Genomic DNA, 24,467 nt, shown 5'->3' with positions numbered 1-24,467 from the left:
GTATAAGTAAGCAGCAGGAAGAATTGCAATCTATTTTTTTATTTTTCTGAATTGTAATCGCTTTCTATCCTCTAACAAAAAAAGAACCAAGCTAGTGAAACAGCTTAGTTCTATCTACGCATGGATGCTTCGTGCAAGTCCGCCAGCTTTCGCTCAAGCTCTCCAAGAATTTGCTTTCCTGCCTCTGGATCAATAAGACCTAGACGAGTGGCGAAATCAATTTCCCGGGACAAACCGAACATCTGTGTATCAAGCACCTCTTCATAAAGAGGACATTGAGGCATGGTTAAATTCTCCAATTGGACTTCAATTAACTGCCGAATCTTTTCCGCATCTGCTTTCAGAAGGGCGAATGCTTTTTCATTTTGTCCAGTCACCATTTCTGCTGACATCTTGACCCCTCCTTCATCTGAAAATATCCTTGTCTTTAATAGTATCTTTTTCCCTACAAAATTGCAATGATTTTCACTGTAAAGGTTGTCTTTTCCCCAATCAGGCCCGTTCATAAGGAACACGCTCAGCATCCCTTCTTAGAAAATACTGAGCTGATATTTCTTGGACAGCTTCTCAAGCAGTTTCATCCCGACTAAACTGTTCCCTTTGTCATCAAGAGCCGGGCTGTAGATCCCGATTCCAAGCCGGTACGGAACAGCCCCGATGATTCCGCCGGAGACGCCGCTTTTCGCCGGAATCCCGACTCTGATCGCAAATTCACCTGAGGCGTTGTACATGCCGCAAGTGACCATAAATGTCTTAACCAGCCTGGCGATATCCCTTTCCATAATCGGCTCTTTTGTATCAGGATGAATCCCGTCATAAGCGAGTGAATAGCCGATTTTCGCCAAATCCCGGCACGCAACCTCGATCGCACACTGCTTCGTGTACAAGTCAAGCAGCTTCTCGACATCTCCTTCAATAATGCCGTGCTGCCGTAAAAAATAAGCCAATGAACGGTTCAAGTCAGCTGATTCCCACTCAGACCGGGCGACCTTATCATTGTATGTAAGCGAGCTGTTTCCAGAAAGAAGTCTGACAAACTCGAGAATTCTCGTCAGCTTTTCATCAACCGACTCTCCTTTGATCAAGGCGGTGACCGCTAAAGCGCCTGCGTTGATCATTGGATTGAGCGGCTTTGATGGAACCTGTGTTTCCAGCTTTGAAATCGAATTAAACGGGTCCCCTGTCGGCTCCATTCCGACTTTGGAAAAAACCGTTTCTTCGCCATGATCGATTAAAGCCAAAGCAAGCGTCAGCACTTTTGAAATACTTTGCAGCGTAAATAATTGCTCATCATTGCCTTCACTAAAACATGTATGTCTCCCGTCATAAATGGCAACCGCTACATCCTCCGGGTTTGCTTCGGCCAAAGCCGGAATATAATTGGCGACTTCTCCGAATTTCGTCAGTTCCTTTGTCTCATTGACCATCTTTCTCAGATCCTCTTCATATTTGCAAAGCAGCTGCTGATCATCCGCCATCGTTGCTCTCCTCCATTCATGAGTTTCCCATTAGCTTTCCCAAAAGTGACAAAAAGCTTGTAACCCTTTATACTTAGGAAATGAATCCGCAAGTTTAGGAGGAGCACTTATGAATGAGTTTGTTTTTTTTATTGACGGACATGTTGGTCATCCATTAACGATAGATCCTTCCGTCTGGATTTTTGATGAACGGAAAATCGATCTTCATACATATTTTGATGAGCTGCAGACGAAAGAGGACGAGGAAACGGCTTACAAAAAGGCGATATCCGCCCAATGGGACAAAGAAATTACAGAAGGCTCGGAGCCGCCAAATCCGAACTCGAATGAAAACAAGATTATGATCGACAAAAAGAAAATAGCGGAAGGCTCGTTTGGCATGCCACTCAAACCGTTCCTTGAAAACGCCGAGCCGTATGCCGGCACCACTCATGTCGATATTCACAAACATGATGGTACGACAGAACGGATCACATTTGAGCAGGCGCTGGCCGCAGTCGCCGGCTTTGCCGATAAAGGTCAGCCATTACGGGAAGATGGTCCTATTCATTTTTATTTTGGAGATGGCTCGAACAAGAACAACCCGATCAAGTTTATTTCCCGCTTTACATTGTTGAAAATATAACGCCTCCAGCCAAAAGCAGCGGCTCCGTTCTGCGCAAATCCCCTGCCGAAGGAAGCCGCCCGGCAGGGGATTTTAACAGCAGGCACTAGCTTCCTACCGGGGTTGTCTAAGAAGGGGATGCCGAGCCTTTGTAGCCTATCCTATAGCAAATCAGCAGCAAGCTGCGCCAGCCCAGAGCGTTCCCCTTTCACCAGTTTCACATGGCCACTCGCCGTCTGATCCTTAAACTTTTCAACGACATAGGTCAGCCCGTTGTTGTATTCATCAAGATAAGGATGATCAATCTGCTGCGGATCACCCATCAGCACGATCTTACTTCGTTCTCCGACCCGTGTCAGAATCGTCTTCACTTCATGCTTTGTCAGGTTTTGCGCCTCATCAATGATAATAAATTGATCCGGAATACTTCTACCACGAATGTAAGTGAGGGCTTCCACCTGAATCGAGCCCATCCCGGCCAAAATATGATCAAGCTCGCCTGGCTTTTTCGTATTAAAAAGATATTCCAGATTATCGTAGATCGGCTGCATCCATGGTCTCAGCTTTTCATCCTTTTCACCAGGCAGATAGCCGATATCTTTGCCGAGCGGCACAACCGGCCTTGCGACGACGAGCTTCTTATACTTGCCCATATCCTCGGTCTGCATCAGCCCGGCAGCCAGTGAAAGCAGGGTTTTGCCCGTTCCCGCCTTACCGATCATCGTCACGAGAGGGATATCGTCGCGCAACAGCAATTCAAGCGCCATCCGCTGCTGCACATTTCGCGATCTGATGCCCCATACTTGATCAATGTCACAGACGAACGGCTTCACCATCTTTCCATCCGGCTCAACTTTCCCGAGCGCCGAGCTTGAGCTGCCGAGCGCGTCTTTCATAATAATAAACTGATGAGGATAAAAAGGATGCTTCGTCAATTCGGAGATCGCCAGCTCACCATTTGTATAGAACGACTGCATCACCTCAGCCTCGACGTAGACTTCGACATAGCCGGGGTAGACATGATCAAGCTCGACGACGCGATCACTGAGATAGTCCTCGGCAGTCAAACCGAGCGCATCCGCCTTTACCCGCACGAGCGCATCCTTACTGACAAGAATCACCTTTCTCCCTTCATTTTTTTCCTGCTCCTCCAGCATAAGATTCAGGGCTACGGCGATAATTCGATTATCATTTGTCATATCGGCAAACCAATCTTTCAGGCGCTGAAACGACTTGTGATTTAATTCAACTCTTACTTTTCCCCCAGGCTCAATTTGGACACCTTCATGCAATTTTCCTTTCCCTCTTAAATTATCTATCAGTTTAGAAAATTGACGTGCATTTCGCCCAATTTCATCCATATAACGTTTTTTCGAATCAACCTCTTCGAGTACGATCGCCGGTATGACCACTTCGTTATCTTGAAATGAAAAGATGGAGTACGGGTCCTGTAAAAGTACGTTCGTGTCCAAAACGTAAATTTTCTTCAATATTTTGCCTCCTGACTAAAGAATCATTATCGACTGCTTATTAGTAAGATATGCAGCAGGGATCACTTAGTACATCAATCCCTATCTATTTTGAATGTATGTGCAAGCCTGATAAGTTAGACGAAGGAAATCGTCCTCCTCAGACAAAAAAAGCCCAGTCGTTCACTGACTAAGCTTTTTTGAGCGCGTTCATAACTTGACGGTCTAATTTCGCTGCCGCCTCTGCATCATATGTTTTGTCATATTGAGGTTCTGTTACCATTTTCGCTCCGTAAAACATCACGTCGCGCACCTCTTCTATTTGAACTTCCACGAGTGCCAGCTTCAAAGGCACAGCTTCTATTTTCTCAGTGACAATCGTCGCTGAGCCAGAAATTGAATAGGTGGAACCGTGGGCAATTAATGAAATGACAATCCCGTTTTCCGCTTTCATATTGGCGAGCATGCGCGAACGATTATCGATCGCAAAGCGGATTGTCTTCATATTTGGCGCGAAGATCCATGAAATAGCGGTCACGTTCGGACCATTTGTTTCGTGATCCGTTGTCGCAACCGTGACATATCTTTCCTTTTGCAGAAGGGGAAACAATTCCTCGGTTAACGCCTGCTCTACTCGATTAGCCATGTACATTCCTCCCATTTCATTCATTTCCCACTTTCACCTTCTACTATACCGATTTTTACCGTCAAAGCAAACTGATTTCTATCGTCTAAGGAAAAAACTTGCCCTTTCTGTCTGGCAGCCCGGTAGAGATAGACTTTTCTTGCCATCTTGCATACAATAGAGAGAGAATGGAGTGAAAAGTATGAGAGTCAAATGTGTGTTATGCGATAAAATTGATACGATTGACGATCACCTTCCGCTCGCCAAGCGGTTGCGTAATCGCCCGATTCATACCTATATGTGTGAAGAATGCCATGAACGAATTACCCGAAGAACAGAAGAAAAGAAAAAAGCGAAGCGCCATATTGGTTAGCAGCCTAATGTAGTCAGCCTGTCGACAAAGTCTCTGAAAACGAGACAGTCGACAGGCTTTTTTATCTAACATGGATAGGGAGGCGATCGTTTGGATTGAAAAGTTGGTGCCGGAAAACCATCTTGTTCGACCGGTAGAACATGCGACTATCAAGCAGTTCCACCTCATCTTATAGTTATTTCTTACCCTTGTTCGTCTTCATTGCTTTCAGCATGTTTACCGAATGATACTCCTTGATAGACTTGTCCATTATCTATTTCATACTTATATTGCTCCTCTAATTCATCAGCAAAAACAACGTAAGCAGTATACAATTCTGGATTAGACGGATCTTCATGAGCCGTTTTCCCCCCCTTAACTACTTCTATAGAATGAATATCTTTGCTGTCATATTCTCTTTCGTTTATTAAATAATGTTCTACCTTTGCTATAACGAAATGAATCGTTTCGTCATCAGTTTTAGCCGGCGTGTTTAACCAATACATCATAAAATAAAATAGATCCCGCCAGCAATTAGGATCGCAATGACGATTGCTAGCGAAAGAACAGTCATGGTACGAGGCTTCAAGGTGTTCATCTCTATCACTCCTTCATAGATTATCATGCTAGAAGCTGTGAATTATCTCGCAAAAAACAAAAAGAAGGGTGTCGCCAAAAGCTAATGCTTCTGGCCACACCCTTCTTGCTATGCCTGGCCGTTCTGTTTCCGATGAAGATGCAGCCGGAAACGGTACGCTCCGAGAAATAAAGCCGATATGATCAGGACGACAATAATCGGTGCCCCGAAAGCAAATTCGAGAATCCACAGGACGAAGCAGCCAATCACGAGCATGATATATATCACGACTTTTTTTAAAATCGGCAACTCCCGGGCAAATCCCAGATTAAAAACGATAATCCCAAGAGCGACGATCGCTAAGAAGGCCCATAACCCATTCCATGGATTTTCCGCTGTTGCCCTCATCAGCCACGTTAAATTTTCCAACTCTTGTTCGGTTAACTGTTGGTCTCCCATTCTCAGCACCTCACCTTTCTAACGTAAAGCATTATGATTTCATGGCGAGCTTTCTCCGCTTTTCTTCACGTTCCCGTTCAGATTTATTGAGAATTTTCTTGCGCAGACGAATCGACTGTGGCGTCAGTTCACAGAACTCATCTTCGTTCAAATACTCAAGCGCTTCTTCAAGCGTCATGATCCGCGGCTTTTTCATCGTGACCGTGTTTTCCTTCGTCGCGGAACGAACATTGGTCTGCTGCTTCATTTTCGTGATATTGACAGACAGATCATTATCACGCGTATGTTCGCCGACAATCTGTCCTTCGTAAATTTCCGTTCCCGGCTCAACAAAAATCGTTCCGCGATCCTCAACCTGCATAATCCCGTATTGAGTTGCCTTTCCGGTTTCCATCGAGACGAGCACACCTTGGCGTCGTCCGCCTACCTGGCCTGGTGTTATAGGTGCATAGCTGTCAAAGGAATGGTTAATGATCCCGTACCCTCTTGTCTGCGAAAGGAACTCTGTCGTATAACCAATTAGCCCGCGGGCCGGCACAAGAAACTCCAGACGAACCTGGCCTCCGCCGTTGTTCGTCATATTGAGCATTTCACCTTTACGCTCGCCAAGCGACTCCATCACCGAACCGGTATATTCTTCAGGCACATCAATTTGAACCCGTTCCATCGGCTCTGACTTTACGCCGTCAATTTCGCGGATAATGACTTCAGGCTTGGAAACCTGCAGCTCATAGCCTTGGCGGCGCATGTTTTCAATTAGGATCGATAAATGCAGCTCTCCACGCCCGGAGACAATCCACACATCCGGAGAATCTGTATTTTCAACACGCAAACTGACATCTGTTTCCAGCTCTGATTTCAACCGTTCCTCAAGCTTTCTGCTCGTGACAAACTTTCCTTCGCGTCCAGCGAAAGGACTGTTGTTAACGAGAAACGTCATTTGCAATGTCGGCTCGTCAATCCGCAAAATCGGCAGTGCTTCCTGCTGATCAACCGGACAAACCGTTTCCCCAACGTTGATTTCTTCCATCCCGGAAACTGCAATCAAATCGCCGGCCTTCGCCTCTTCGATTTCAATCCGCTTTAAACCAAGGAAGCCGAAGATTTTCGTCACGCGATACTGCTTCACAGAACCGTCGAGCTTCATTAAAGCTACTTGCTGACCGACCTTGATCGTTCCACGGAAGACGCGGCCAATTCCAATCCGGCCGACATAATCGTTATAATCAAGCATCGTAACTTGGAACTGCAAAGGCTCATCACTATTATCAACCGGTGCCGGAATCGCATCAATGATCATCTCAAATAAAGATGACATATCTTCATCCTGCTTTTCAGGATCTTTACTTGCCGTACCGTTGATCGCCGAAGCATAGACGACAGGGAAATCCAATTGATCTTCCTCAGCGCCAAGGTCGATAAATAAATCGATTACCTCGTCAACCACTTCAGTAGGGCGGGCGAAGTCGCGGTCAATTTTATTAACAACCACAATCGGTGTCAGCTTTTGTTCAAGCGCTTTTTTCAACACAAAGCGAGTTTGCGGCATACAGCCTTCGTACGCATCGACGACAAGCAGCACACCATCAACCATTTTCATGATCCGTTCCACTTCACCGCCAAAATCGGCATGTCCCGGCGTATCCATAATATTAATTCGTTTATCACCATAGTGAATCGCTGTATTTTTAGCAAGAATCGTAATTCCGCGCTCTTTTTCCAGATCATTTGAATCCATCGCCCGCTCATCGACCTGTTCATTTTCACGGAATGTCCCTGACTGCTTTAAAAGCTGGTCAACAAGCGTCGTTTTCCCGTGATCGACGTGGGCAATGATGGCAATATTGCGTATATCATTACGAGTTTTCATTTTTTTCGCTCCTTATTCGTTCATTAACTGTACAAGTATATCACAAATTAAATTTATTGAAACCATTCAGCAGGAAAAAGTCGAATCTTAGCAGATGAGGTCTTTTTCATCTTACTACTACAAGCATGATGTTTAACGTATTTGTCACATTGAAGGCTTTTCCTTCTGAACAATTCACGGTAAACTGTAAAGAAGTGATTGTTTTTCTAAGGGGGAAAACAAATGAAAAAAGAAAATATGCTATTTCTACTTCTCGCTGTCATTACTGTTCTTTGCATTATGAGTATCGGAGTCGCTATCGCTGAAAGAAGTACTCTTATCGGCTTTTTAGCCTTCATCGGCATCCTCATCGCCATGGGACTCGGCTTTAACCTGCGCAAGAAATTAAGAGAGTCGAGTGAGATGTAAAAGCTGTCGTACAACGACAACTTTGAAGCAGTGGCTAGTTTTGACTCAAGAGCTTGAGTCAACCGTAACAGCAGAGCTCATGACAACGATTCGCCTGCCACGAAGTAAAGAGGGTGTCCCGACTGGGACACCCTCTTTACTGTTCCTCTCCTAAATAGGCAGAGATCATTTCCTTATGTAAATGCGGTTTTCCGACAATGACGGTGCTTGGAGTGAGGAGCATTAACGGCTCGCCCTGGAAGGTCGATGCCTGGCAGCCTACTTCCTCAAGCAAGATGACAGCCGCCGCATAGTCCCACGGTGAGAGATTGACACTGAGATAGCCGTCAAGCCGGTCGGCGGCCACATAGGCAATCTCGATCGCTGCCGAACCATAGGAGCGGACACTTCGCACATCTCTGATTAAAGCGAGCAGCGGATTACGGTAAGGATGCTTCCCATCGACAATCCAGCGGGCATTCAAGCCGATAACGGATTCTTGAAGCGGACGTTCCTTCACCGGCACCAGCTCTTTCCCGTTTACATAAGCACCGTGTCCCTTAACAGCGTGAAACAATTCATCGCTCATCACGTCATAAACAATTCCCACCATGCCGACGCCTTCATGGTAAATCCCTACTGAAATCGCAAAATTATATTTTTGATGAACAAAGTTCATCGTGCCATCAATCGGATCGATAATCCACACCGTTCCTTCGAGGGAATCAAGCTCCTCTGCAACCCCTTCCTCACCGAGAAAATGGTGATCAGGGTAGGTCTTCGAAATTTTATCAAAAAAATATGACTCAATCGCCCGGTCCACTTCTGTCACAAGATCGTTCGGGTTCGATTTTGCTTCGATATGGATTGGCTTCGCCAAAGAATCCTTTATTATACCTGCGGCTTCATACGTCCAATCCTTCGCTACCTTCTCAAGCTCTATCCAGTTCATAGTCATAACCGTGACCCCCTCAACATGAATGACGCTTCCCTTCCCCTTTATTATGACACAGATTAGGTTGGAAGGAAAATCTAACCTTATTTAGTCGTATACAGAGCAGCCTTGTGCAAGCCAAAAAACAGCACAGCGGCTCCGTTATGCGCAAAGCCCGGGGCAAAAGGTGAAAAAAAATCAACCTTTTGCCCCGGGCTCTTTTCTCAATACACCTCTAACTGGAGAAGCTCACACCGTAATTGCTCCAGCCGCTGTTTCGTCTGATTGATTAAGTCAAGGTCTTCTGCAAGTATAGCATCATGTAGAGTCATCAGCTCATAATCGATTTCAAGCCGTAATACAGAAACTCTCTTTTCTCCGTCTTTACGTCTAAAGGTTTGCACTACCGATTCCATATCGCTACACTCCCTTACAGTAATCTGACTCCTCTTTTTTCATGTGTCAATAAACGAAATTTTCAGTTATTTAATATAGCATATGTTATATTTGAAAAAAATGCAATCAAAAAACACCCCGGAGCAGGAATTGCCAGTTTTCAAATGTCTGCTGGTGCATTTATTTAGAGTAATTTTTTCGGGTATGATAGGATAAAAGAAGCTATCAAATTCGCCTTGGCGTATTTGCGCCCAGATTTTTTCGAACTCGTTCGAAAAGCTTCCTTTCAAAATCTGTGGCATCCGCCGGAGGCTTTCACTTGATTCAGACGAGGCCCCGCCCTCCACTGAATGGAACTAAGTTCGCCTTCATCTCACCACTATAGAAGTGGGAGACTTCTCCTGAATAAAGTTAAAAAAGTGAGGGACATAACGATGACATTACCTGGTTTTACAACTCGTGATTTTGATGTGTTTCGAATCGAAGGACTTGAAGAGCGAATGACGGCGATTCAAACCAACATTCAGCCGAAGTTTGAGGAAATCGGTCAGGCGCTGACGAGTGAGCTGTCCATGCTCACCGGCGATGAAATGCACCTGCATATTGCCAGACATGCTCGCCGCAAGGTTAACCCGCCTAATGATACGTGGCTTGCGGTGGCCGAGAATAAGAGAGGGTATAAAAAACACCCGCATTTCCAGCTCGGATTGTTTGACGATCATTTGTTTTTATGGCTGGCACTAATTTATGAACTGCCGAATAAAGCGCCGATTGCCAACCGTTTTCTGGACCATAAAGACCAGCTCTCTCAGCTTCCTGATGATTTCGTTCTTTCCCCGGACCATATGAAAAAGGACGCTTACTTCATCGCGGATTTATCAGAGGAAGAGCTTACCGGGTATCTTACCCGCTTTCGTGATGTGAAAAAAGCCGAGCTTCTACTCGGCCGTCATATTAAGCGCGATGATCCCCTTCTTGCCAACGGACAAGCTCTCACCGCTTACGCGAAGGAGACATACGAGCATCTGCTGCCGTTCTATCGACTGGCGATGCAATAACCGAGAGAAGGCTGGGACAATGGTTGTTTTTTTACCTTTTACCATGCCACTAAGCAATGACGAAGCTGCTGAAAAAGGACGTTTTTCAGCAGCTTTTTTAGTAATGATTACTCTTCTTCAATTTCGGAAAAGGACGCTTTTCTGGGGCCTCGTGGCGAAGTCATTACCCGAGGTCTGAAGCTCCCCTTTGCCTCCGGCTCCCCCTTTATGCTTGCTCCCTGATTTTCTTCAACGTGTGAAAGCAGGATATGCCCAGCTCCTCGTCATATGCTTTAAACAATTGCTTTTCTTCACTTTTGCTCGGGACAATTTCCTTAAAGCGACGGTATTTATCCAACACCTGCCCCCGATCCACGTTTTGCTTGCTCGCTTTCTCAAGCGTTTCAAAAAACTGAATCACATCAATCACTTCTTCTGTTGTCCAATCCAGTGAAATCGGTAATTTCGTCTCCATCCTCTGCACTCCTCTTTATTTACTTCTTACCTCTCCGGCAACGACCATTGCCGGCGAATCGCTTCTGCTTCTTCCATCATTCCGGCGATCAGTTCAGCTACCGGCACAATCTCGTGAATGCGGCCAGCGACCTGCCCCGCCCAGGCAAAGCCTTCCTCCTCTTTCCCCTCATAAATATAGGTTCGGTTTGCTTCCCCGCTAATATACGGTTTTAACTCTTCATATCCCGGCTGATCTGCCTCAAGCTTCAGAATCTGTTCCGTCCATGTGTTGCGGAGAGCCCGCGCTGGAGCGCCCAGTGAGCGTTTGATCACAACCGTATCGTCCTCTGTCGCTGCTACAAGGTTCTGTTTATACACCTGATGAGCATGAACGCATTCCGTCGTGGCGATAAAACGCGTTCCCATTTCAATCCCTTCTGCTCCCAGCGCCATTGCCGCCATTAAACCTCGGCCGTCGCCAATTCCCCCGGAAGCGATAACCGGGATGGTAACAGCATCAACGACCTGCGGTGTAAGAACGATTGTCCCGGCATCCGAGCGGCCGAGATGACCGCCGCCCTCATGCCCGACAACCATCACCGCATCGGCCCCCAGTTCCTCGGCCTTGACCGCCTGCCTTCGCGCTGCTACAAGCACGAGCTTCTTGCACTTCGTGTTTGCGAGCCGCTCCAAAATCGGTGCTGGATTCCCGCCGGTCATCGAAATAACCGGGACCTCCTCTTTGATCGCAACCTCAAGCATCTCTTCATAAGGGCGGCGATGCTGTCCAATCGAGAAATTCACACCAAATGGTTTGTCAGTCTGCGCCCGCACGCTTTTAATTTCCTGACGCAGTGCCTCAGATGAAGAAAGAGACATCGCCGTAATTTGACCAAGTCCGCCAGCCCGTGACACGGCGGCGGCTAAATTCGAATAGGCTAAGTAGGCGAGCCCTCCCTGAATTATCGGATAAGTAATGCCTAATAAGTCCGTTACTCTCGTTTTCCACATGATCTCGACCTCCCACCTTACTCTTTCTTTCCTAATCGTACCATTCCTCTTTTAATCTTCCTATACTTTCTACTCGACATGAGATTGTTTCGGCTATGCAGCAAACGACATTTTTGATATACTCAATTTTGTTTTGATAAAACAAGTCCATGATAAGAGGTGAACATGTTGCAACGACAACATCTGACTCCGTTGTTCACTGGTGTTCGCAAGCATGCCGAAAAACAACCAATTCAATTTCATATTCCTGGTCATAAACAAGGAAAGGGGATGGATCCCGCGTTTCGTGATTTTATCGGCGACAACGCCCTTTCCATTGATTTGATAAATATTCAACCGTTAGACGACTTACACCATCCTCACGGCATTATTAAAGAGGCGCAGGATCTGGCCGCCGAAGCATTTGGCGCAGATCATACATTTTTTTCTGTACAGGGAACGAGCGGTGCGATTATGACAATGATTATGGCTGTGTGCGGGCCAGGAGATAAAATCATCGTCCCACGCAATGTCCATAAATCAATCATGTCGGCGATTATCTTTTCCGGGGCAACGCCGATTTTCATCCATCCTGAAGTCGACCCTGAGCTCGGCATTTCCCACGGGATCACGACAGAGGCAGTCGAAAAAGCTCTCAAGGCTCATCCCGAGGCGAAAGGACTACTTGTCATCAATCCTACTTATTTCGGGATTGCCGGCAACCTGAAGGAAATCGTCACGATCGCTCATTCGTACAGCATCCCTGTTTTAGTTGATGAAGCTCACGGGGTACACATTCACTTTCACGAGCAGCTGCCGATGTCGGCGATGCAGGCGGGTGCCGACATGGCCGCCACGAGCGTCCATAAGCTCGGCGGCTCGATGACACAGAGCTCAGTTTTAAATGTCAAAGAAGGCCTCGTTTCCGCGAAGCGGGTTCAGTCGATTATTAGTATGCTGACAACAACGTCAACCTCGTATTTGCTTTTGTCCTCACTAGACACGGCGAGAAAACGGCTGGCAACCGAGGGGCACGAGCTATTGACCGAGGTGATCAAGCTGGCGGAATCGACGAGAGCGCGCATTAACGACATTGAGCTTCTATCCTGTGTCGGCCGGGAAATTCTCGGGACGAAGGCGACCTATGATCTTGATCCGACTAAATTGATTATTTCTGTTAAAGAGCTTGGAATGAGCGGCTATGAGGTCGAAACATGGCTGCGGGAGCATTATCATATCGAAGTTGAGCTTTCCGACTTATATAACATCCTCTGCCTTGTGACAATTGGCGATACGGAGGAAAAAATGGATATTCTTGTAGAGGCTTTAACGGCGCTTGCGTCGATGCCAACAGTACGGCTGCAGCAGCGCCATAATCAAGTCGTTGTGCCTGATATTCCTACATTGGCGCTTTCGCCACGCGACGCCTTCTACGCTGAAACAGAGGTTATCCCGTTTCAGCAGTCAGCCGGGCGCATCATTGCTGAGTTCATTATGGTCTATCCTCCTGGGATTCCGATTTTTATCCCGGGTGAAATCATTACAGAAGAGAATTTGACATATATTGAAAAAAACATCAAAGCGGGCTTGCCCGTCCAAGGGCCGGAGGATGAGACATTCCAAACGCTGCGGGTCATTAAAGAACATCATGCGATTCAATAATAGCGGCTCAGCCGCGATGCGCTCCCCCTCAGGAGCTTGAGACAAAACTGGCCCGACATTGCATAAGGGGCTGGGAAAAGGTAAAACAACCTTATCCCAGCCCCTCTTTTTTATTTATTCTTCTTATCAGCTGTTTTACAATGTACGCATCCGTTCCCTTTTGCATAAAGTGTCATCACTTTTTCACCTTCAAATACGTCGATCGTCTTGTTGCAAGATTGGCAAATTATTGTCCCCATTATCGGCATCCCCTTTATGCTTTTTATTGAAAGCGTTTCATTACATTTATAATAGTACATACTAATTGTGTTGTCAATGGTTAATTAGTATAACCTAATTAAAAATAAGTGTAATGAATATTAAGCGGGAGCATCGAATGTGGCATGCTGAACTTCGATAAACCGACCGATTTCGCGAATGAAGGCTAAATCATCATCCGTTATTTCATATGTATCCTGCGGCACAAAAAAAATTAAAATCCCAAGCAGATGATGACTCCGGTAAAAGGGAAGAAAGACTTTTTGCAGCTGGCCTTCCATTTGAAAGACAAGTCTCCCTCTTATCGCCACCGTGCTCAATATGTTATCCCCAAACGGGATAACACGATTCAAGTAACTCGTCCCGGCGCATACCCGCATTTTAAATGCGCCCGCTGTCGCTTCATAAATGCTGACTGATAATTGCTTTGACATCCGCCGCGCCAGCTTGCGAGTGATTTCAATATAAAAGCTGGCCAAGGTCTGGACCTTTTCTCTCACACTCCCGACTTCAAGACGCAATTCATCCAAAAGTTGAGACTTCTTTTCCATTAATACCCCTCCATACGAGCAAGCTTTAAAAAGGTGCCTGCAATTCAGGTGGAATGAACAGCAGCCTCCTTTTCCTGTAGCTTATCATAAAAGGACCTGTAAAAGGTTGTAGCGTTACGACTACTATTGTCGATTTTGCTTTATTCTTGAGAGAAGCCTATTGAATCACAGCCGGATCGACAAATTCAAATCCTTCCTTCTCCAGCCCGTTTATGATCGCCGGAAGAGCCTCGAGCGTCCACTGCCGATCATGCATCAGCAAATTCGCTCCATTCGTTAAATAGGGAGTGTCGACCATAATTTCAGCCAGTGCTTCGGCATCCTGATAGTCAGCCTCCCAATCGTAGCCGTATGTCCAATTCATCGCGATCATTTCTTCCTCTTCGACAACGGCTGCCGATGTCTCTGTATTCACACCAAATGGAGCCCGAAAGAATCGCGGTCTCTCCCCGGTCACCTCTTCAATCAGCTCATTTAACTCGACGATTTCCCGTCGCTGCTCCTCGTCTGATCGTTCACTGAGGTTCGCATGATTCATCGTATGGTTACCAATTTCAAAGCCCATTTCATAAATTGTTTTCAGCTTTTCTTTTCCACTCTCATCAGCTAGAAAATGTCCGTTCACAAAAAAAATAGCCTGCTTTTCAAGCTCCTTTAATGTTTCCGCCATCTCGAGACTATGCTGGTCAGGCGCGTCATCAATCGTCAGCAGCACGACTTGTTCTTCCTCATCCGTGACCGGTTCAACCGTCCAGTTCGCCTGATTTATTTGGTAGCTGGCCGTCGGCGCGCTGCTTTCTTCCTGCTCTTCCGCCTCCTGCTCTCCTTCATCTTCAGCATAATCCCGTTCATTCGTGGAATTGTCCTCAGCTGCTTCTTCCCGTTCTTCTGCTGGCGGATTTGCAAGCGGCTCCTCCTCGACAGGCTGTTGACAACCCGTCAAGAGAGCAGTAAGTACCAGCCCCTGTAATAACCTTTTCATCCTTACACACCCTTTCCAACCTCATGATAGCAAACATCTTCCTTTGATGGTAGATGCTCGAATAGTCGATTACGGTTTATTCCATACTAAAGAAAGAAGTATGAAAAGGGGGCGCTTCGATGAAAGCCTTAATCGGACGAAGAATTTTGAAAACCGGTGTATCCGTTTTTTGTACGGCGCTTATCTGCCATCTTCTCCTCCTTCCCCCTACTTTTGCGGTCATTACCGCAATCGTTACGACAGAGCCGACTGCGGCGGATTCATTAAAGAAAGGCTTAATTCGCTTACCGGCGGCGGCAATGGGAGCGAGCTTTGCCGTCGGTACATTTTTCTTTTTCGGTCAAAGCGCGCTTTCCTATGCGCTCGTTGCCATGTTTACGATTATCGCTTGCTCAAAGCTGAAATTGGATACAGGAACACTCGTCGCCACGTTAACCGCTGTCGCGATGCTGCCCGACGCCTCTGACCATTTAATCATTGATTTCCTGACAAGGATTTCAACAACGTCGATTGGCATATTGGTGTCAAGCTTCGTTAATTTCTTTATTCTGCCGCCGAAATTCGGGCCGTTGCTCGTGCAAAAAGTCGAGCAGCTTTTTAAAGAAACCGCTGACCATTTTGCCGAGATCGTCGATATCCATCTCGAAGAAAAACACGAAAAAAGCGGGCTGAATCAGCGCTTTACCTCCTATCATTATTTGCATGGGGAATTAACAAAGGCTTATCAGCTCGCCCGCTTTCAGCATGATGAATGGAAATACCGCCGCTCAACCGCATTTGAGCGACGCTCATTTGATTATTTGCAGAAAAAGCTCGATTACTTGCAGCTGCTCTTGATTCATTTTGGCAAAATGTATCATTTACGTGTTAACCGGCCAATTTCTCAGGAGGAAAAGGAAAAGATTCAACGCTCTGTTTCATCAGTTCGCGAGGTCATGCACGATCATTATCATCAGCTGACAACCGCCCACCTTAGCACGCACAACGTGATCAAGCAGCTAAGTGAAAAACAGGCCCGGCAAAACTGCTTCGTTTCCCAGCTTTGTCACGAGCTGCTTTCCGTTAATACGGTGCTTCAGGAGCTGTCACTGATCACGACAGATGAGCATCGCTTTTCGCTGCAGGAAACTAGGTATCCCTCCTATATCTTTACCAAGGCTAATTCCCTGTTTTAGCAGATCAATTGTTTTCCTTGGTTTAATTATGATATGTTTAAATTTGTGCAAAAAAAATAAAGGTGGAATGTCTAGTGAGAAAAATGACCTCTGTGTTTATCATTTCCGTTCTAATCGCCGTGGCGTTTATCAGTTGGGGTGTGCTGGCCCCAGCTAACCTGGATGCGATTACGACGTCAATCCAAGGATTTATTACAAATGAGCTCGGCTGGTTTTATTTGCTTGCCGCGACGAGCTTTCTTATTTTTTCGGTTTATCTTATTTTCAGCCCTTATGGAAAAATAAAGCTTGGTAAGCCCGACGATAAGCCTGATTATTCCTTCCCGACCTGGTTTGCCTTTCTCTTTACCGCCGGGATGGGAATCGGACTGGTTTTCTGGGGAGTCGCCGAACCGCTGTATCATTTTTTTGAACCGCCATCTGCCGCTCCGGAATCAAACCTTGCTGCCGGAGAAGCGATGCGCTATTCGATTTTTCATTGGGGGCTACACCCATGGGCGATTTATTCCGTCGTTGCTTTGGCCCTTGCCTATTTTAAATTCCGGAAAGAATCTTCCGGTTTGATGAGCAGTGTGCTTGAGCCATTGCTTGGCGAACAGACCAGAGGCGGTCTTGGCATCGCGATCAATGTCCTTGTCGTCTTTGCCACTATTTTCGGGGTCGCCACCTCGCTCGGCTTTGGCGCTGCCCAAATCTCAGCCGGTCTCTCTTATTTGACACCTGGTCTGGCAACAATAAACGGCACGATGCTGCAGCTGATCGTGATCGCCGTCGTCACCGTCCTGTTCATGATTTCTGCGCAAACAGGATTGAACAAAGGGATTCGCATCCTGAGTAAAACAAATGTCTACCTAGCTATATTGCTGCTTTTGTTCGTCCTTTTGTTCGGACCGACCAGCTATATTATGGGTGTCTTCACGCAAGGAGTCGGCAGCTATATTCAAAATCTGATCGGAATGAGCTTTCGCCTCGATATTTATAACCCGGAAACAACATGGGTGGAAGGCTGGACCATTTTCTACTGGGCATGGTGGATTTCTTGGGCTCCTTTTGTCGGCACCTTTATCGCCCGCGTGTCCAAAGGGCGGACAATTCGTGAATTTGTGCTTGGCGTCCTCGGCGTACCGGCTCTGTTTGGCGCCTTTTGGTTCAGTGTTTTTGGCGGGACCGGTATCTATCTTCAACGTGAGGGAACAGCGAACATCATGTCTTCCATGAATGATTTCGGTATGGAAGTGGCCTTATTCGCCGTATTAGAGCAATTTCCGCTCGGCTTCTTCCTGTCGATCATTGCTGTCTTTTTAATTGCCTCCTTTTTCGTCACATCGGCCGATTCAGCCACCGTTGTGTTAGGGATGCAAACCACAAATGGAAGTTTAAACCCGCCTAACTCGGTTAAATTTATTTGGGGGCTGATCATTTCTGCTACAGCCGCCGTGCTGTTATCCTCGGAGCAGGGACTTGAAGCACTGCAAACAGCGGCGATTATTGCCGCGCTGCCGTTTACGATCATCATGATCCTGATGGTGATCTCCCTGATGAAAGCCCTGCGGTCCGAAAAGCCGACCCTGGCAACTGAAAAAGAAAGGATTCGCCAGGAAAGACTGGAACTGAAACAGGAACGGGAGAAATTAAAAGAAGAAAAGCTTGCCTTCAAGAAGCTTAAAGCCGATGAAAAAAGAAAATAAAGCAGGGTGTGTCACAAGGAAAACCAAGCCTTTTGACACACCCTTTATTTCTATTTGATTACATTTCTGTTACCGCCCGTCCATTTGTATTTAATGCGTGCTAAAATAAAGTTCCATAAGCTAGATGGACTTTTATTAAGGAAGTGGTATCGATGAACAAGTACGTCGGAATGATGATTGTAGGCTCTTGCTTGTTTTTAAACGCTTGTGTATCATCGGCTTCAAGCTCTGAAAACCCCTTGCAGCAGCCACCTGATGAGACAGTAACAGTGCTTTTTTCTGACTCATCGACGCTGCAAAATGAAAGCAGTTATTATGATGCTTTGCTTGAAGTTCAGCGAATCTATTCATCTGATTCCGCTGATACGCCCTTCTTTATGATCGTCGACGCCTCAGAGCGGGACCTTATTCGTTATTTTAACATTGAACAATTTCCGACAATGCTTGTCTTAACTGGTGATACAGAAAATTTAAGAATGGAAGGCATCTTCTCAAAAGACGAAATTTTAGCACATTTGATTCAGATTTATCAACTTCAGGGGGATGTCAGCTACAGCTTTCATTCCTCGCTTTCTTAATGCCTTACCAACAAGGGGCTGGACAAAAGGTTGTTTTACCTTCTGCCCAGCCCCTCAGCAATGGCTTCATGTTCATGTTGTCTAAAAGCCTCTTTTGTTCTGCAACTTCCGCCTGCTAAAAATGGGGAACAATACCAAATGGTCTTTCCTCATAATAGCAGTCAACAGCTTTACATTTCATCTCATTCCAATTTGTAAAACCAATTTTACTGTGTAAATGGTTGTGGGCAGCAATCGCCTTTTCCAGTTCGTCTTCGCAAATCGTGCTGACCCCAAGATCCCGGGAAAGCTCCTGCCAGGAAGAATAACTGGTATGCATCTTCATAAAACGGTTCGACAACAACAATGTTATCGGCGGTTCACCTGTCGGTTTTGCGGCATGTGCAAGCAGCTGTTTTATCGAATCAACCATCTTACTCCCTCCCCGTTTCCTGCAAAAAAGGCTGCAGCCCGAAACGTATTCCGGACTGCAGCCTTCAGTTATCTGATCAGCTACCATTTCTTTTCTTTATCTTATTCATATTATTCCTAGTTGTCAACTGTGTTTTGTAAAAAAACAAAAACTGCCTGACAGGAAGCCCTGTCAGACAGCTAGTAAACGAGAATCTTACTTCACAATATGAATCGGCGTACCAAGCGCTACTTCAGCCGCTTCCATCGTGATTTCTCCTAATGTTGGGTGCGCATGGATCGTAAGTGCAATATCTTCAGCGGTCATGCCTGTTTCAATTGCAAGGCCAAGCTCAGCAATCATATCAGATGCATTCGGACCGGCTATTTGCGCCCCGATGACCAAGCCATCATCCTTACGCGTAATCAGCTTCATAAAGCCGTCCGCATCATTTAACGATAGAGCACGTCCATTTGCAGCAAATGGGAATTTCGCTGCAATGACATCATACCCGGCATCCTTCGCTTCTTTTTCGTTGTAGCCGACTGTCGCCAATTCAGGCTCAGAGAAGACAACAGCAGGAATCGCAAGATAATCCACTTCCGCTTTTTCTCCGGCAATCGCTTCAGCAGCTACTTTTCCTTCGTAGGAAGCTTTATGAGCCAAAGGCGGTCCAGGGACGATGTCGCCGATCGCATAAATGTTGCTGACGCTCGTGCGACACTGCTTATCCACCTTAATGATGCCACGTTCGTCAAGCTCAACACCGATCTGCTCAAGGCCGATTTCGTCCGTGTTCGGCTTACGGCCAACTGTTACGAGCACATAGTCTGCTTCAAATACTTCTTCCGCGCCTTTTACTTCGGCCGTAACCTTTACGCCGTTTTCCGTTTCTTCCACACTTTTCGCCATCGCTTCCATTTTGAAGTCAACGCCATTTTTCTTTAAGCGGCGCTCAACAAGCTTCGCCATTTGCTTTTCAAAACCGCCAAGAATTTGCTTTGTTCCTTCAAGCACGACGACTTCCGTTCCCATATTGGAATAAGCGCCTGTAAGCTCAATGCCGATGTATCCGCCGCCGATGACGACCAATTTCTTTGGTACTTCTTTCAGTGCCAACGCGCCGGTTGAGTTAATAACACGCTCTGAATATTTAAACCCAGGGATCTCGATTGGACGGGAGCCAGTCGCGATAATACAATTTTTGAAATTGTACGTTTGCGCACTTTTCTCATCCATCACACGAACAGAGTTTGCAGAAGCAAAATAAGCTTCTCCGCGTACGATCTCAACTTTGTTTCCTTTAAGAAGGCCTTCAACTCCGCCTGTTAATTTCTTTACGACAGACCCTTTCCATTCCTGAACCTTTTCAAAATTGAGCGCGACGTTTTCAGCAACGATCCCCATATCATCAGAATGTTTCGCCTGATGGTAACGGTGTCCGGCTGTGATGAGTGCTTTTGAAGGAATACAACCAACGTTTAAGCAGACACCACCCATTTCTCCTTTTTCAACAATCGTTACTTTTTGCCCGAGCTGTGCTGCGCGGATCGCAGCAACATATCCCCCGGGACCTGAACCGATGACAAGTGTGTCTACTTCATTTGCGAAATCTCCAACAACCATGTTTACCCCTCCATTAATAGTAATTGTGGATCATTTAATAGACGCTTCACGTGGTTAAGTGCATTCTGAGCTGTAACGCCATCAATCAGACGGTGATCATAGCTAATTGATAGAGCCAATACCGGCGCAGCAACGATCTCTCCGTTTTTCACGACCGGCTTTTCCTCGATACGTCCAATTCCAAGAATCGCTACTTCCGGGTGGTTAATGATTGGCGTAAACCATTGACCACGAGCCGAACCAAGGTTGGAAATCGTGCAAGAGCCGCCCTTCATATCATTGCTGCTTAACTTGCCATCACGAGCCTTGACTGCCAATTCATTGATTTCATCTGCCAAAACAAAAATTGACTTCCGATCAGCATCTTTAATGACAGGAACAACAAGACCCTGGTCTGTATCCGCGGCAATTCCAATATTGAAATACTTCTTGTAGACGATTTCTTCATTCGCATCATCAATTGAGGCATTTAACGTTGGGTACTTGCGCAGAGCAGACGTTAGCGCTTTAACAACATAAGGGAGATATGTCAGCTTCGTGCCCTGATCAGCGGCAATTTGCTTATACTCCTTACGGTGAGCAACTAAAGCGGTGACGTCGACTTCATCCATATGAGTCACATGCGGAGCCGTCTGCTTCGAGTTCACCATTGCTTTGGCAATCGCTTTGCGGATTCCTTTTAGCGGTACGCGCTCTTCAAGCTCACCGGCAGGAATAGCTTGCGGCTCTGCTTTCTTAGGAGCAGCGGCAGCCGCCTCATCCGTTGTCGTCGGTGCTTCTGCTTTTTCTTGGCTTGATCCACCTTCTAAGAAAGAATCAATATCTTCTTTTAATACGCGATTATTCTTTCCTGTGCCGTTTACCTTCTTGATGTTCACACCTTTTTCGCGAGCGTACTTGCGAACAGATGGCATGGCAATGACACGCGTCTCATCATCATCTGCAACTTCAGCTGGTTCTTTTGAGCTTGCTGCTTCTGCTTCTTTCTTTTCCGCCGGTTCTTCCGCTTTCGTTTCTGCTTTGTCACCAGCCGGAGCGCTTTCTTCTTCAGCAGGGCTTTCTTCCCCAGTATCGATTGTCACGAGCACATCGCCAACAACACAAACTGTTCCCTCTTCTACTTTAACGTCTAAAATTTTCCCGTCAACAGGAGATGGGATTTCTACCACCGCTTTATCGTTTTGTACCTCAAGAAGAATATCGTCTTCTTTAATTTCGTCTCCTGCTTTAATGAACCATTTTACAACTTCACCTTCGTGAATACCTTCGCCGATATCCGGTAACTTAAATTCATACGCCACTAGAGGTGCCTCCTTTTTCTGCCTAATTTCTAAAACCAAAACCCTTCACAGGTTCATTAAGAAAAGCCGCCGTACGCTTTCTAAAAAGACGACAGGTAACGAACCGGTCTGCCGCATCCGCGAGCGATTTTCCAAAATCACTTCTTTCCCTTCCTTAAATGAAAGACAGCGGCTCGTTCTGCACGCTGCTTCATCGCCTCATCAACGTGGACATGTCCATTTGATGAGGCCTCTCTTCTTTTTTTTACCTGTAAGACCTTCTTGTATAGGCTTATCTATTGTTTAAAATTCAATTACTTTTTTTGCTGTTTCAATAATTCCGTTATAATCAGGAATCCAGTCATCCTCCGCAGCGGCAAAAGGATAGATCGTATCAGGCGCCGCCACGCGAAGCACAGGTGCTTCCAGGCTTAAGATCGCCCGTTCTGTAATCTCGGCAACAACATTTGCCGCGATTCCAGCCTGCTTCTGCGCCTCCTGGACGACAATCGCCCGGTTTGTCTTGTTGACTGATTCAATAATCGTATCAATGTCGAGCGGACTAATTGTCCGAAGGTCGATCACTTCAACGTCAATGTTTTCCTTTTCAAGCTCTTCCGCTGCTTTCAGAGAAGCGTGAACCATTGCCCCGTATGTAACAATAGTTAAATCTTTTCCTTCTCTTTTCACATCTGCTTTTCCAAGCGGGATTGTATATTCTTCTTCAGGCACTTCGCCGCGGAAAGAACGATACAGCTTCATATGCTCAAGGTAGACGACCGGATCATTATCACGGATCGCTGAAATGAGAAGCCCTTTTGCATCATATGGAGTCGAAGGGATGACCACCTTTAAACCAGGTGTCTGTGCCATTAGCCCTTCCAAGCTGTCAGCGTGCATTTCAGGTGTTTTTACCCCGCCGCCAAAAGGAGAGCGGACCGTAATCGGCGCATATTGTTTTCCGCCGGTACGGTAACGAAGACGGTTCATCTGGCCGGCAACAGAATCGAACACTTCGAAAACGAAGCCGAAAAACTGGATTTCCATGACCGGACGGAAGCCTGTTAAGCCGAGTCCGATCGCCAGACCGCCAATCCCTGATTCAGCAAGCGGTGTATCAAAAACACGATCTTCACCGAATTCTTTTTGCAGCCCCTCCGTTGCCCGGAATACACCACCGTTTTTCCCAACATCTTCTCCAAATACGAGTACATCTTCATTATTCTTCAGCTCATTACGCATTGCATCTGTAATGGCTTGAATCATCGTCATTTGCGCCATTGGTTACTTCGACTCCTTTGCTGTGTATTCTTCCATTTGTTCACGAAGATTGTGCGGTAACTCTTCAAACATAAATCCGATCAGATCCGTTACCTTCTGCTTCGGAGCGGCATCAGCTGCCTTGATCGCTTCTTTAATTTCTTCCTTCGCTTTTTCAACTACTTCGTTTTCCTGCTCTTCACTCCATAAGCCTTTGCCCTCAAGGAATTTGCGGAAACGAACAAGTGGATCTTTCTTAGTCCATTCATCATCCAGCTCAGATGAACGGTAGCGTGTCGGATCATCACCCGCCATTGTGTGCGGACCATAGCGGTACGTTAATGTTTCAATTAATGTAGGACCGTCTCCGGCAAGTGCACGCTCTCTCGCATCTTTTGTTGCGGCATAGACAGCAAGCACGTCCATTCCATCTACCTGAATGCCTTCAATTCCGGCAGCTACTGCTTTTTGAGCGATCGTCTTTGCAGCGGACTGCTTTTCAACAGGAACAGAAATCGCAAAGCGGTTGTTTTGCACGACAAAAACAGCTGGAGCATTATAAGCTCCTGCAAAGTTCATTCCTTCATAGAAATCCCCTTGAGAAGCTCCGCCGTCCCCTGTGTACGTAATCGCGATATTTTCTTTTCCTTTGCGCTTAAGTCCCAGAGCGACACCGGCTGTTTGGACAATTTGCGCACCGATAATGATTTGCGGCACCATAATGTTCAAACCATCCGGAAATTGTCCGCCGCCAAAGTGACCGCGCGACCAAAGAAATGCCTGGTGAAGCGGTAAACCATGATAAAGAATTTGTGGAATATCACGATACCCAGGTAAAATCCAGTCTTTTTGATCCAAAGCGAAATGCGAGCCAAGCATTGAAGCTTCCTGTCCAGCGACCGGCGCGTAGAAACCGAGACGGCCTTGACGATTTAATGAAATCGCACGTTGATCCAAGATCCGCGTATACACCATCCGGCGCATAAGTTCTTGTAACTCTTCATCTTTCAAATCAGGCATCGCCGCTTCATTAACAACTTCGCCCTCTTCATTTAAAATTTGGAACGTTTCAAATTGGCTTTCAACTTGCTCTAACGTTTTTGTACTCATTGCCCTTCACCTCTTCCTTTCAATTAAAAAAAGTTTTCTCGTTACTCAGCTTTCATCGAGAATGAGCTTACTTTAAGAATCAATTCATCATCCTATAGGATACCCAAACTACTTTTATCCATAACCTGTCGACAGCTCAATCAAACACCGCTTACCCAAGTAAAACGATGGGTTTACAGAACTTTTGGAACATCCTATCATTTCAAGAAAGGAACCGATGCCGGCTTTCTTGAAAAAATGATCTGTATCAGTTTTTTCTGGATGAAAGTAAT

27 protein-coding genes are annotated in these 24,467 nt (G+C 46.2%); 8 read left to right on the top strand and 19 right to left on the bottom strand.

The window, feature by feature from the left end; all coding sequences use genetic code 11:
* Positions 1–110: 110 nt before the first annotated feature.
* Entirely contained in the window at positions 111–392 is a 282-nt protein-coding gene (locus M3212_RS00760; protein WP_251192018.1) for a YlaN family protein, read from the bottom strand.
* Between the two features lie 138 nt (positions 393–530).
* Complete coding sequence (glsA, locus tag M3212_RS00755) at positions 531–1,460, bottom strand: glutaminase A (RefSeq protein ID WP_434084030.1); 930 nt, start codon at positions 1,458–1,460, stop codon at positions 531–533.
* Positions 1,461–1,587: 127 nt separating this feature from the next.
* Between glsA and M3212_RS00750 the strand changes: the two genes are divergently transcribed.
* Positions 1,588–2,103 (top strand): peptidyl-prolyl cis-trans isomerase, encoded by a 516-nt coding sequence (locus tag M3212_RS00750; RefSeq protein WP_251192016.1) that lies wholly within the window; start codon positions 1,588–1,590, stop codon positions 2,101–2,103.
* A gap of 140 nt (positions 2,104–2,243) precedes the next feature.
* Here M3212_RS00750 and M3212_RS00745 read toward each other — a convergent pair whose 3' ends face one another.
* Entirely contained in the window at positions 2,244–3,572 is a 1,329-nt protein-coding gene (locus M3212_RS00745) for a PhoH family protein (RefSeq protein WP_251192015.1), read from the bottom strand.
* A gap of 169 nt (positions 3,573–3,741) precedes the next feature.
* Positions 3,742–4,197 carry a pyridoxamine 5'-phosphate oxidase family protein gene (locus M3212_RS00740; RefSeq protein WP_251192014.1) on the bottom strand — a complete coding sequence of 152 codons (456 nt, stop codon included), beginning with the start codon at positions 4,195–4,197 and terminating at the stop codon, positions 3,742–3,744.
* Between the two features lie 181 nt (positions 4,198–4,378).
* Between M3212_RS00740 and M3212_RS00735 the strand changes: the two genes are divergently transcribed.
* The gene (locus tag M3212_RS00735; protein ID WP_251192013.1) at positions 4,379–4,549 is read left to right on the top strand and encodes a YlaI family protein; all 171 of its coding nucleotides are present in this window, start codon (positions 4,379–4,381) and stop codon (positions 4,547–4,549) included.
* Between the two features lie 182 nt (positions 4,550–4,731).
* Here the strand turns inward: M3212_RS00735 and M3212_RS00730 are convergent, their stop codons facing one another.
* The 3 genes from M3212_RS00730 to typA all read right to left on the bottom strand — a co-directional run bounded on the left by M3212_RS00730 (position 4,732) and on the right by typA (position 7,434).
* Positions 4,732–5,037, bottom strand: coding sequence for a hypothetical protein (locus M3212_RS00730; protein WP_251192012.1), 306 nt, complete (start codon positions 5,035–5,037; stop codon positions 4,732–4,734).
* A gap of 197 nt (positions 5,038–5,234) precedes the next feature.
* Positions 5,235–5,564: a YlaH-like family protein gene (locus M3212_RS00725; protein WP_251192011.1), complete on the bottom strand. Its 330-nt coding sequence runs from the start codon at positions 5,562–5,564 to the stop codon at positions 5,235–5,237.
* A gap of 31 nt (positions 5,565–5,595) precedes the next feature.
* Complete coding sequence (gene typA / locus M3212_RS00720) at positions 5,596–7,434, bottom strand: translational GTPase TypA (protein ID WP_251192010.1); 1,839 nt, start codon at positions 7,432–7,434, stop codon at positions 5,596–5,598.
* Positions 7,435–7,656: 222 nt separating this feature from the next.
* Here typA and M3212_RS00715 point away from each other — a divergent pair, with 222 nt between their 5' ends.
* Positions 7,657–7,842, top strand: coding sequence for a DUF5325 family protein (locus tag M3212_RS00715; protein WP_251192009.1), 186 nt, complete (start codon positions 7,657–7,659; stop codon positions 7,840–7,842).
* 136 nt (positions 7,843–7,978) lie between these two features.
* Here M3212_RS00715 and M3212_RS00710 read toward each other — a convergent pair whose 3' ends face one another.
* Complete coding sequence (locus tag M3212_RS00710; RefSeq protein WP_251192008.1) at positions 7,979–8,779, bottom strand: inositol monophosphatase family protein; 801 nt, start codon at positions 8,777–8,779, stop codon at positions 7,979–7,981.
* A 200-nt stretch (positions 8,780–8,979) separates the two neighbouring features.
* Complete coding sequence (locus M3212_RS00705) at positions 8,980–9,171, bottom strand: hypothetical protein (RefSeq protein ID WP_251192007.1); 192 nt, start codon at positions 9,169–9,171, stop codon at positions 8,980–8,982.
* A gap of 414 nt (positions 9,172–9,585) precedes the next feature.
* On the opposite strand from M3212_RS00705, the gene M3212_RS00700 reads away from it, so the two are divergent.
* Positions 9,586–10,209, top strand: coding sequence for a YktB family protein (locus tag M3212_RS00700; protein ID WP_251192006.1), 624 nt, complete (start codon positions 9,586–9,588; stop codon positions 10,207–10,209).
* Between the two features lie 205 nt (positions 10,210–10,414).
* On the opposite strand, the gene M3212_RS00695 is transcribed toward M3212_RS00700, so the two are convergent.
* Together M3212_RS00695 and M3212_RS00690 are read right to left on the bottom strand one after the other, a co-directional pair.
* Entirely contained in the window at positions 10,415–10,663 is a 249-nt protein-coding gene (locus M3212_RS00695; protein WP_251192005.1) for a UPF0223 family protein, read from the bottom strand.
* Positions 10,664–10,689: 26 nt separating this feature from the next.
* Positions 10,690–11,658, bottom strand: a complete 969-nt coding sequence (locus M3212_RS00690; RefSeq protein WP_251192233.1) for an NAD(P)H-dependent flavin oxidoreductase — start codon at positions 11,656–11,658, stop codon at positions 10,690–10,692.
* A 162-nt stretch (positions 11,659–11,820) separates the two neighbouring features.
* Between M3212_RS00690 and M3212_RS00685 the strand changes: the two genes are divergently transcribed.
* On the top strand, positions 11,821–13,296 hold the full coding sequence (locus M3212_RS00685; RefSeq protein ID WP_251192004.1) for an aminotransferase class I/II-fold pyridoxal phosphate-dependent enzyme: 1,476 nt from the start codon (positions 11,821–11,823) through the stop codon (positions 13,294–13,296).
* A gap of 110 nt (positions 13,297–13,406) precedes the next feature.
* Here M3212_RS00685 and M3212_RS00680 read toward each other — a convergent pair whose 3' ends face one another.
* The 3 genes from M3212_RS00680 to M3212_RS00670 all read right to left on the bottom strand — a co-directional run bounded on the left by M3212_RS00680 (position 13,407) and on the right by M3212_RS00670 (position 15,087).
* The gene (locus M3212_RS00680; RefSeq protein WP_251192003.1) at positions 13,407–13,535 is read right to left on the bottom strand and encodes a GapA-binding peptide SR1P; all 129 of its coding nucleotides are present in this window, start codon (positions 13,533–13,535) and stop codon (positions 13,407–13,409) included.
* Positions 13,536–13,655: 120 nt separating this feature from the next.
* Positions 13,656–14,105, bottom strand: coding sequence for a hypothetical protein (locus tag M3212_RS00675; protein ID WP_251192002.1), 450 nt, complete (start codon positions 14,103–14,105; stop codon positions 13,656–13,658).
* A 157-nt stretch (positions 14,106–14,262) separates the two neighbouring features.
* The gene (locus tag M3212_RS00670; protein ID WP_251192001.1) at positions 14,263–15,087 is read right to left on the bottom strand and encodes a polysaccharide deacetylase family protein; all 825 of its coding nucleotides are present in this window, start codon (positions 15,085–15,087) and stop codon (positions 14,263–14,265) included.
* Between the two features lie 119 nt (positions 15,088–15,206).
* On the opposite strand from M3212_RS00670, the gene M3212_RS00665 reads away from it, so the two are divergent.
* The 3 genes from M3212_RS00665 to M3212_RS00655 all read left to right on the top strand — a co-directional run bounded on the left by M3212_RS00665 (position 15,207) and on the right by M3212_RS00655 (position 18,528).
* A complete protein-coding gene (locus tag M3212_RS00665; RefSeq protein ID WP_251192000.1) occupies positions 15,207–16,262 on the top strand; it encodes an FUSC family protein in 1,056 nt (351 codons plus the stop codon).
* 74 nt (positions 16,263–16,336) lie between these two features.
* On the top strand, positions 16,337–17,950 hold the full coding sequence (locus M3212_RS00660; RefSeq protein ID WP_349774159.1) for a glycine betaine uptake BCCT transporter: 1,614 nt from the start codon (positions 16,337–16,339) through the stop codon (positions 17,948–17,950).
* A 152-nt stretch (positions 17,951–18,102) separates the two neighbouring features.
* Complete coding sequence (locus tag M3212_RS00655) at positions 18,103–18,528, top strand: hypothetical protein (RefSeq protein ID WP_251191999.1); 426 nt, start codon at positions 18,103–18,105, stop codon at positions 18,526–18,528.
* A 115-nt stretch (positions 18,529–18,643) separates the two neighbouring features.
* Here M3212_RS00655 and M3212_RS00650 read toward each other — a convergent pair whose 3' ends face one another.
* From M3212_RS00650 to pdhA, 5 genes are all read right to left on the bottom strand, one after another.
* Positions 18,644–18,940 (bottom strand): hypothetical protein, encoded by a 297-nt coding sequence (locus M3212_RS00650; protein WP_251191998.1) that lies wholly within the window; start codon positions 18,938–18,940, stop codon positions 18,644–18,646.
* A gap of 195 nt (positions 18,941–19,135) precedes the next feature.
* A complete protein-coding gene (gene lpdA / locus M3212_RS00645) occupies positions 19,136–20,545 on the bottom strand; it encodes a dihydrolipoyl dehydrogenase (protein ID WP_251191997.1) in 1,410 nt (469 codons plus the stop codon).
* A gap of 2 nt (positions 20,546–20,547) precedes the next feature.
* Complete coding sequence (locus M3212_RS00640) at positions 20,548–21,846, bottom strand: dihydrolipoamide acetyltransferase family protein (protein ID WP_251191996.1); 1,299 nt, start codon at positions 21,844–21,846, stop codon at positions 20,548–20,550.
* Positions 21,847–22,128: 282 nt separating this feature from the next.
* Positions 22,129–23,106 (bottom strand): alpha-ketoacid dehydrogenase subunit beta, encoded by a 978-nt coding sequence (locus tag M3212_RS00635; protein WP_251191995.1) that lies wholly within the window; start codon positions 23,104–23,106, stop codon positions 22,129–22,131.
* 3 nt (positions 23,107–23,109) lie between these two features.
* A complete protein-coding gene (pdhA, locus tag M3212_RS00630) occupies positions 23,110–24,195 on the bottom strand; it encodes a pyruvate dehydrogenase (acetyl-transferring) E1 component subunit alpha (RefSeq protein ID WP_251191994.1) in 1,086 nt (361 codons plus the stop codon).
* Positions 24,196–24,467: the final 272 nt, after the last annotated feature.

It is taken from the genome of Halalkalibacter oceani (genome assembly GCF_023715705.1).
Lineage (GTDB): Bacteria > Bacillota > Bacilli > Bacillales > Bacillaceae_D > Halalkalibacter > Halalkalibacter oceani_A.
This window is presented reverse-complemented; position numbering and strand designations above follow the sequence as displayed.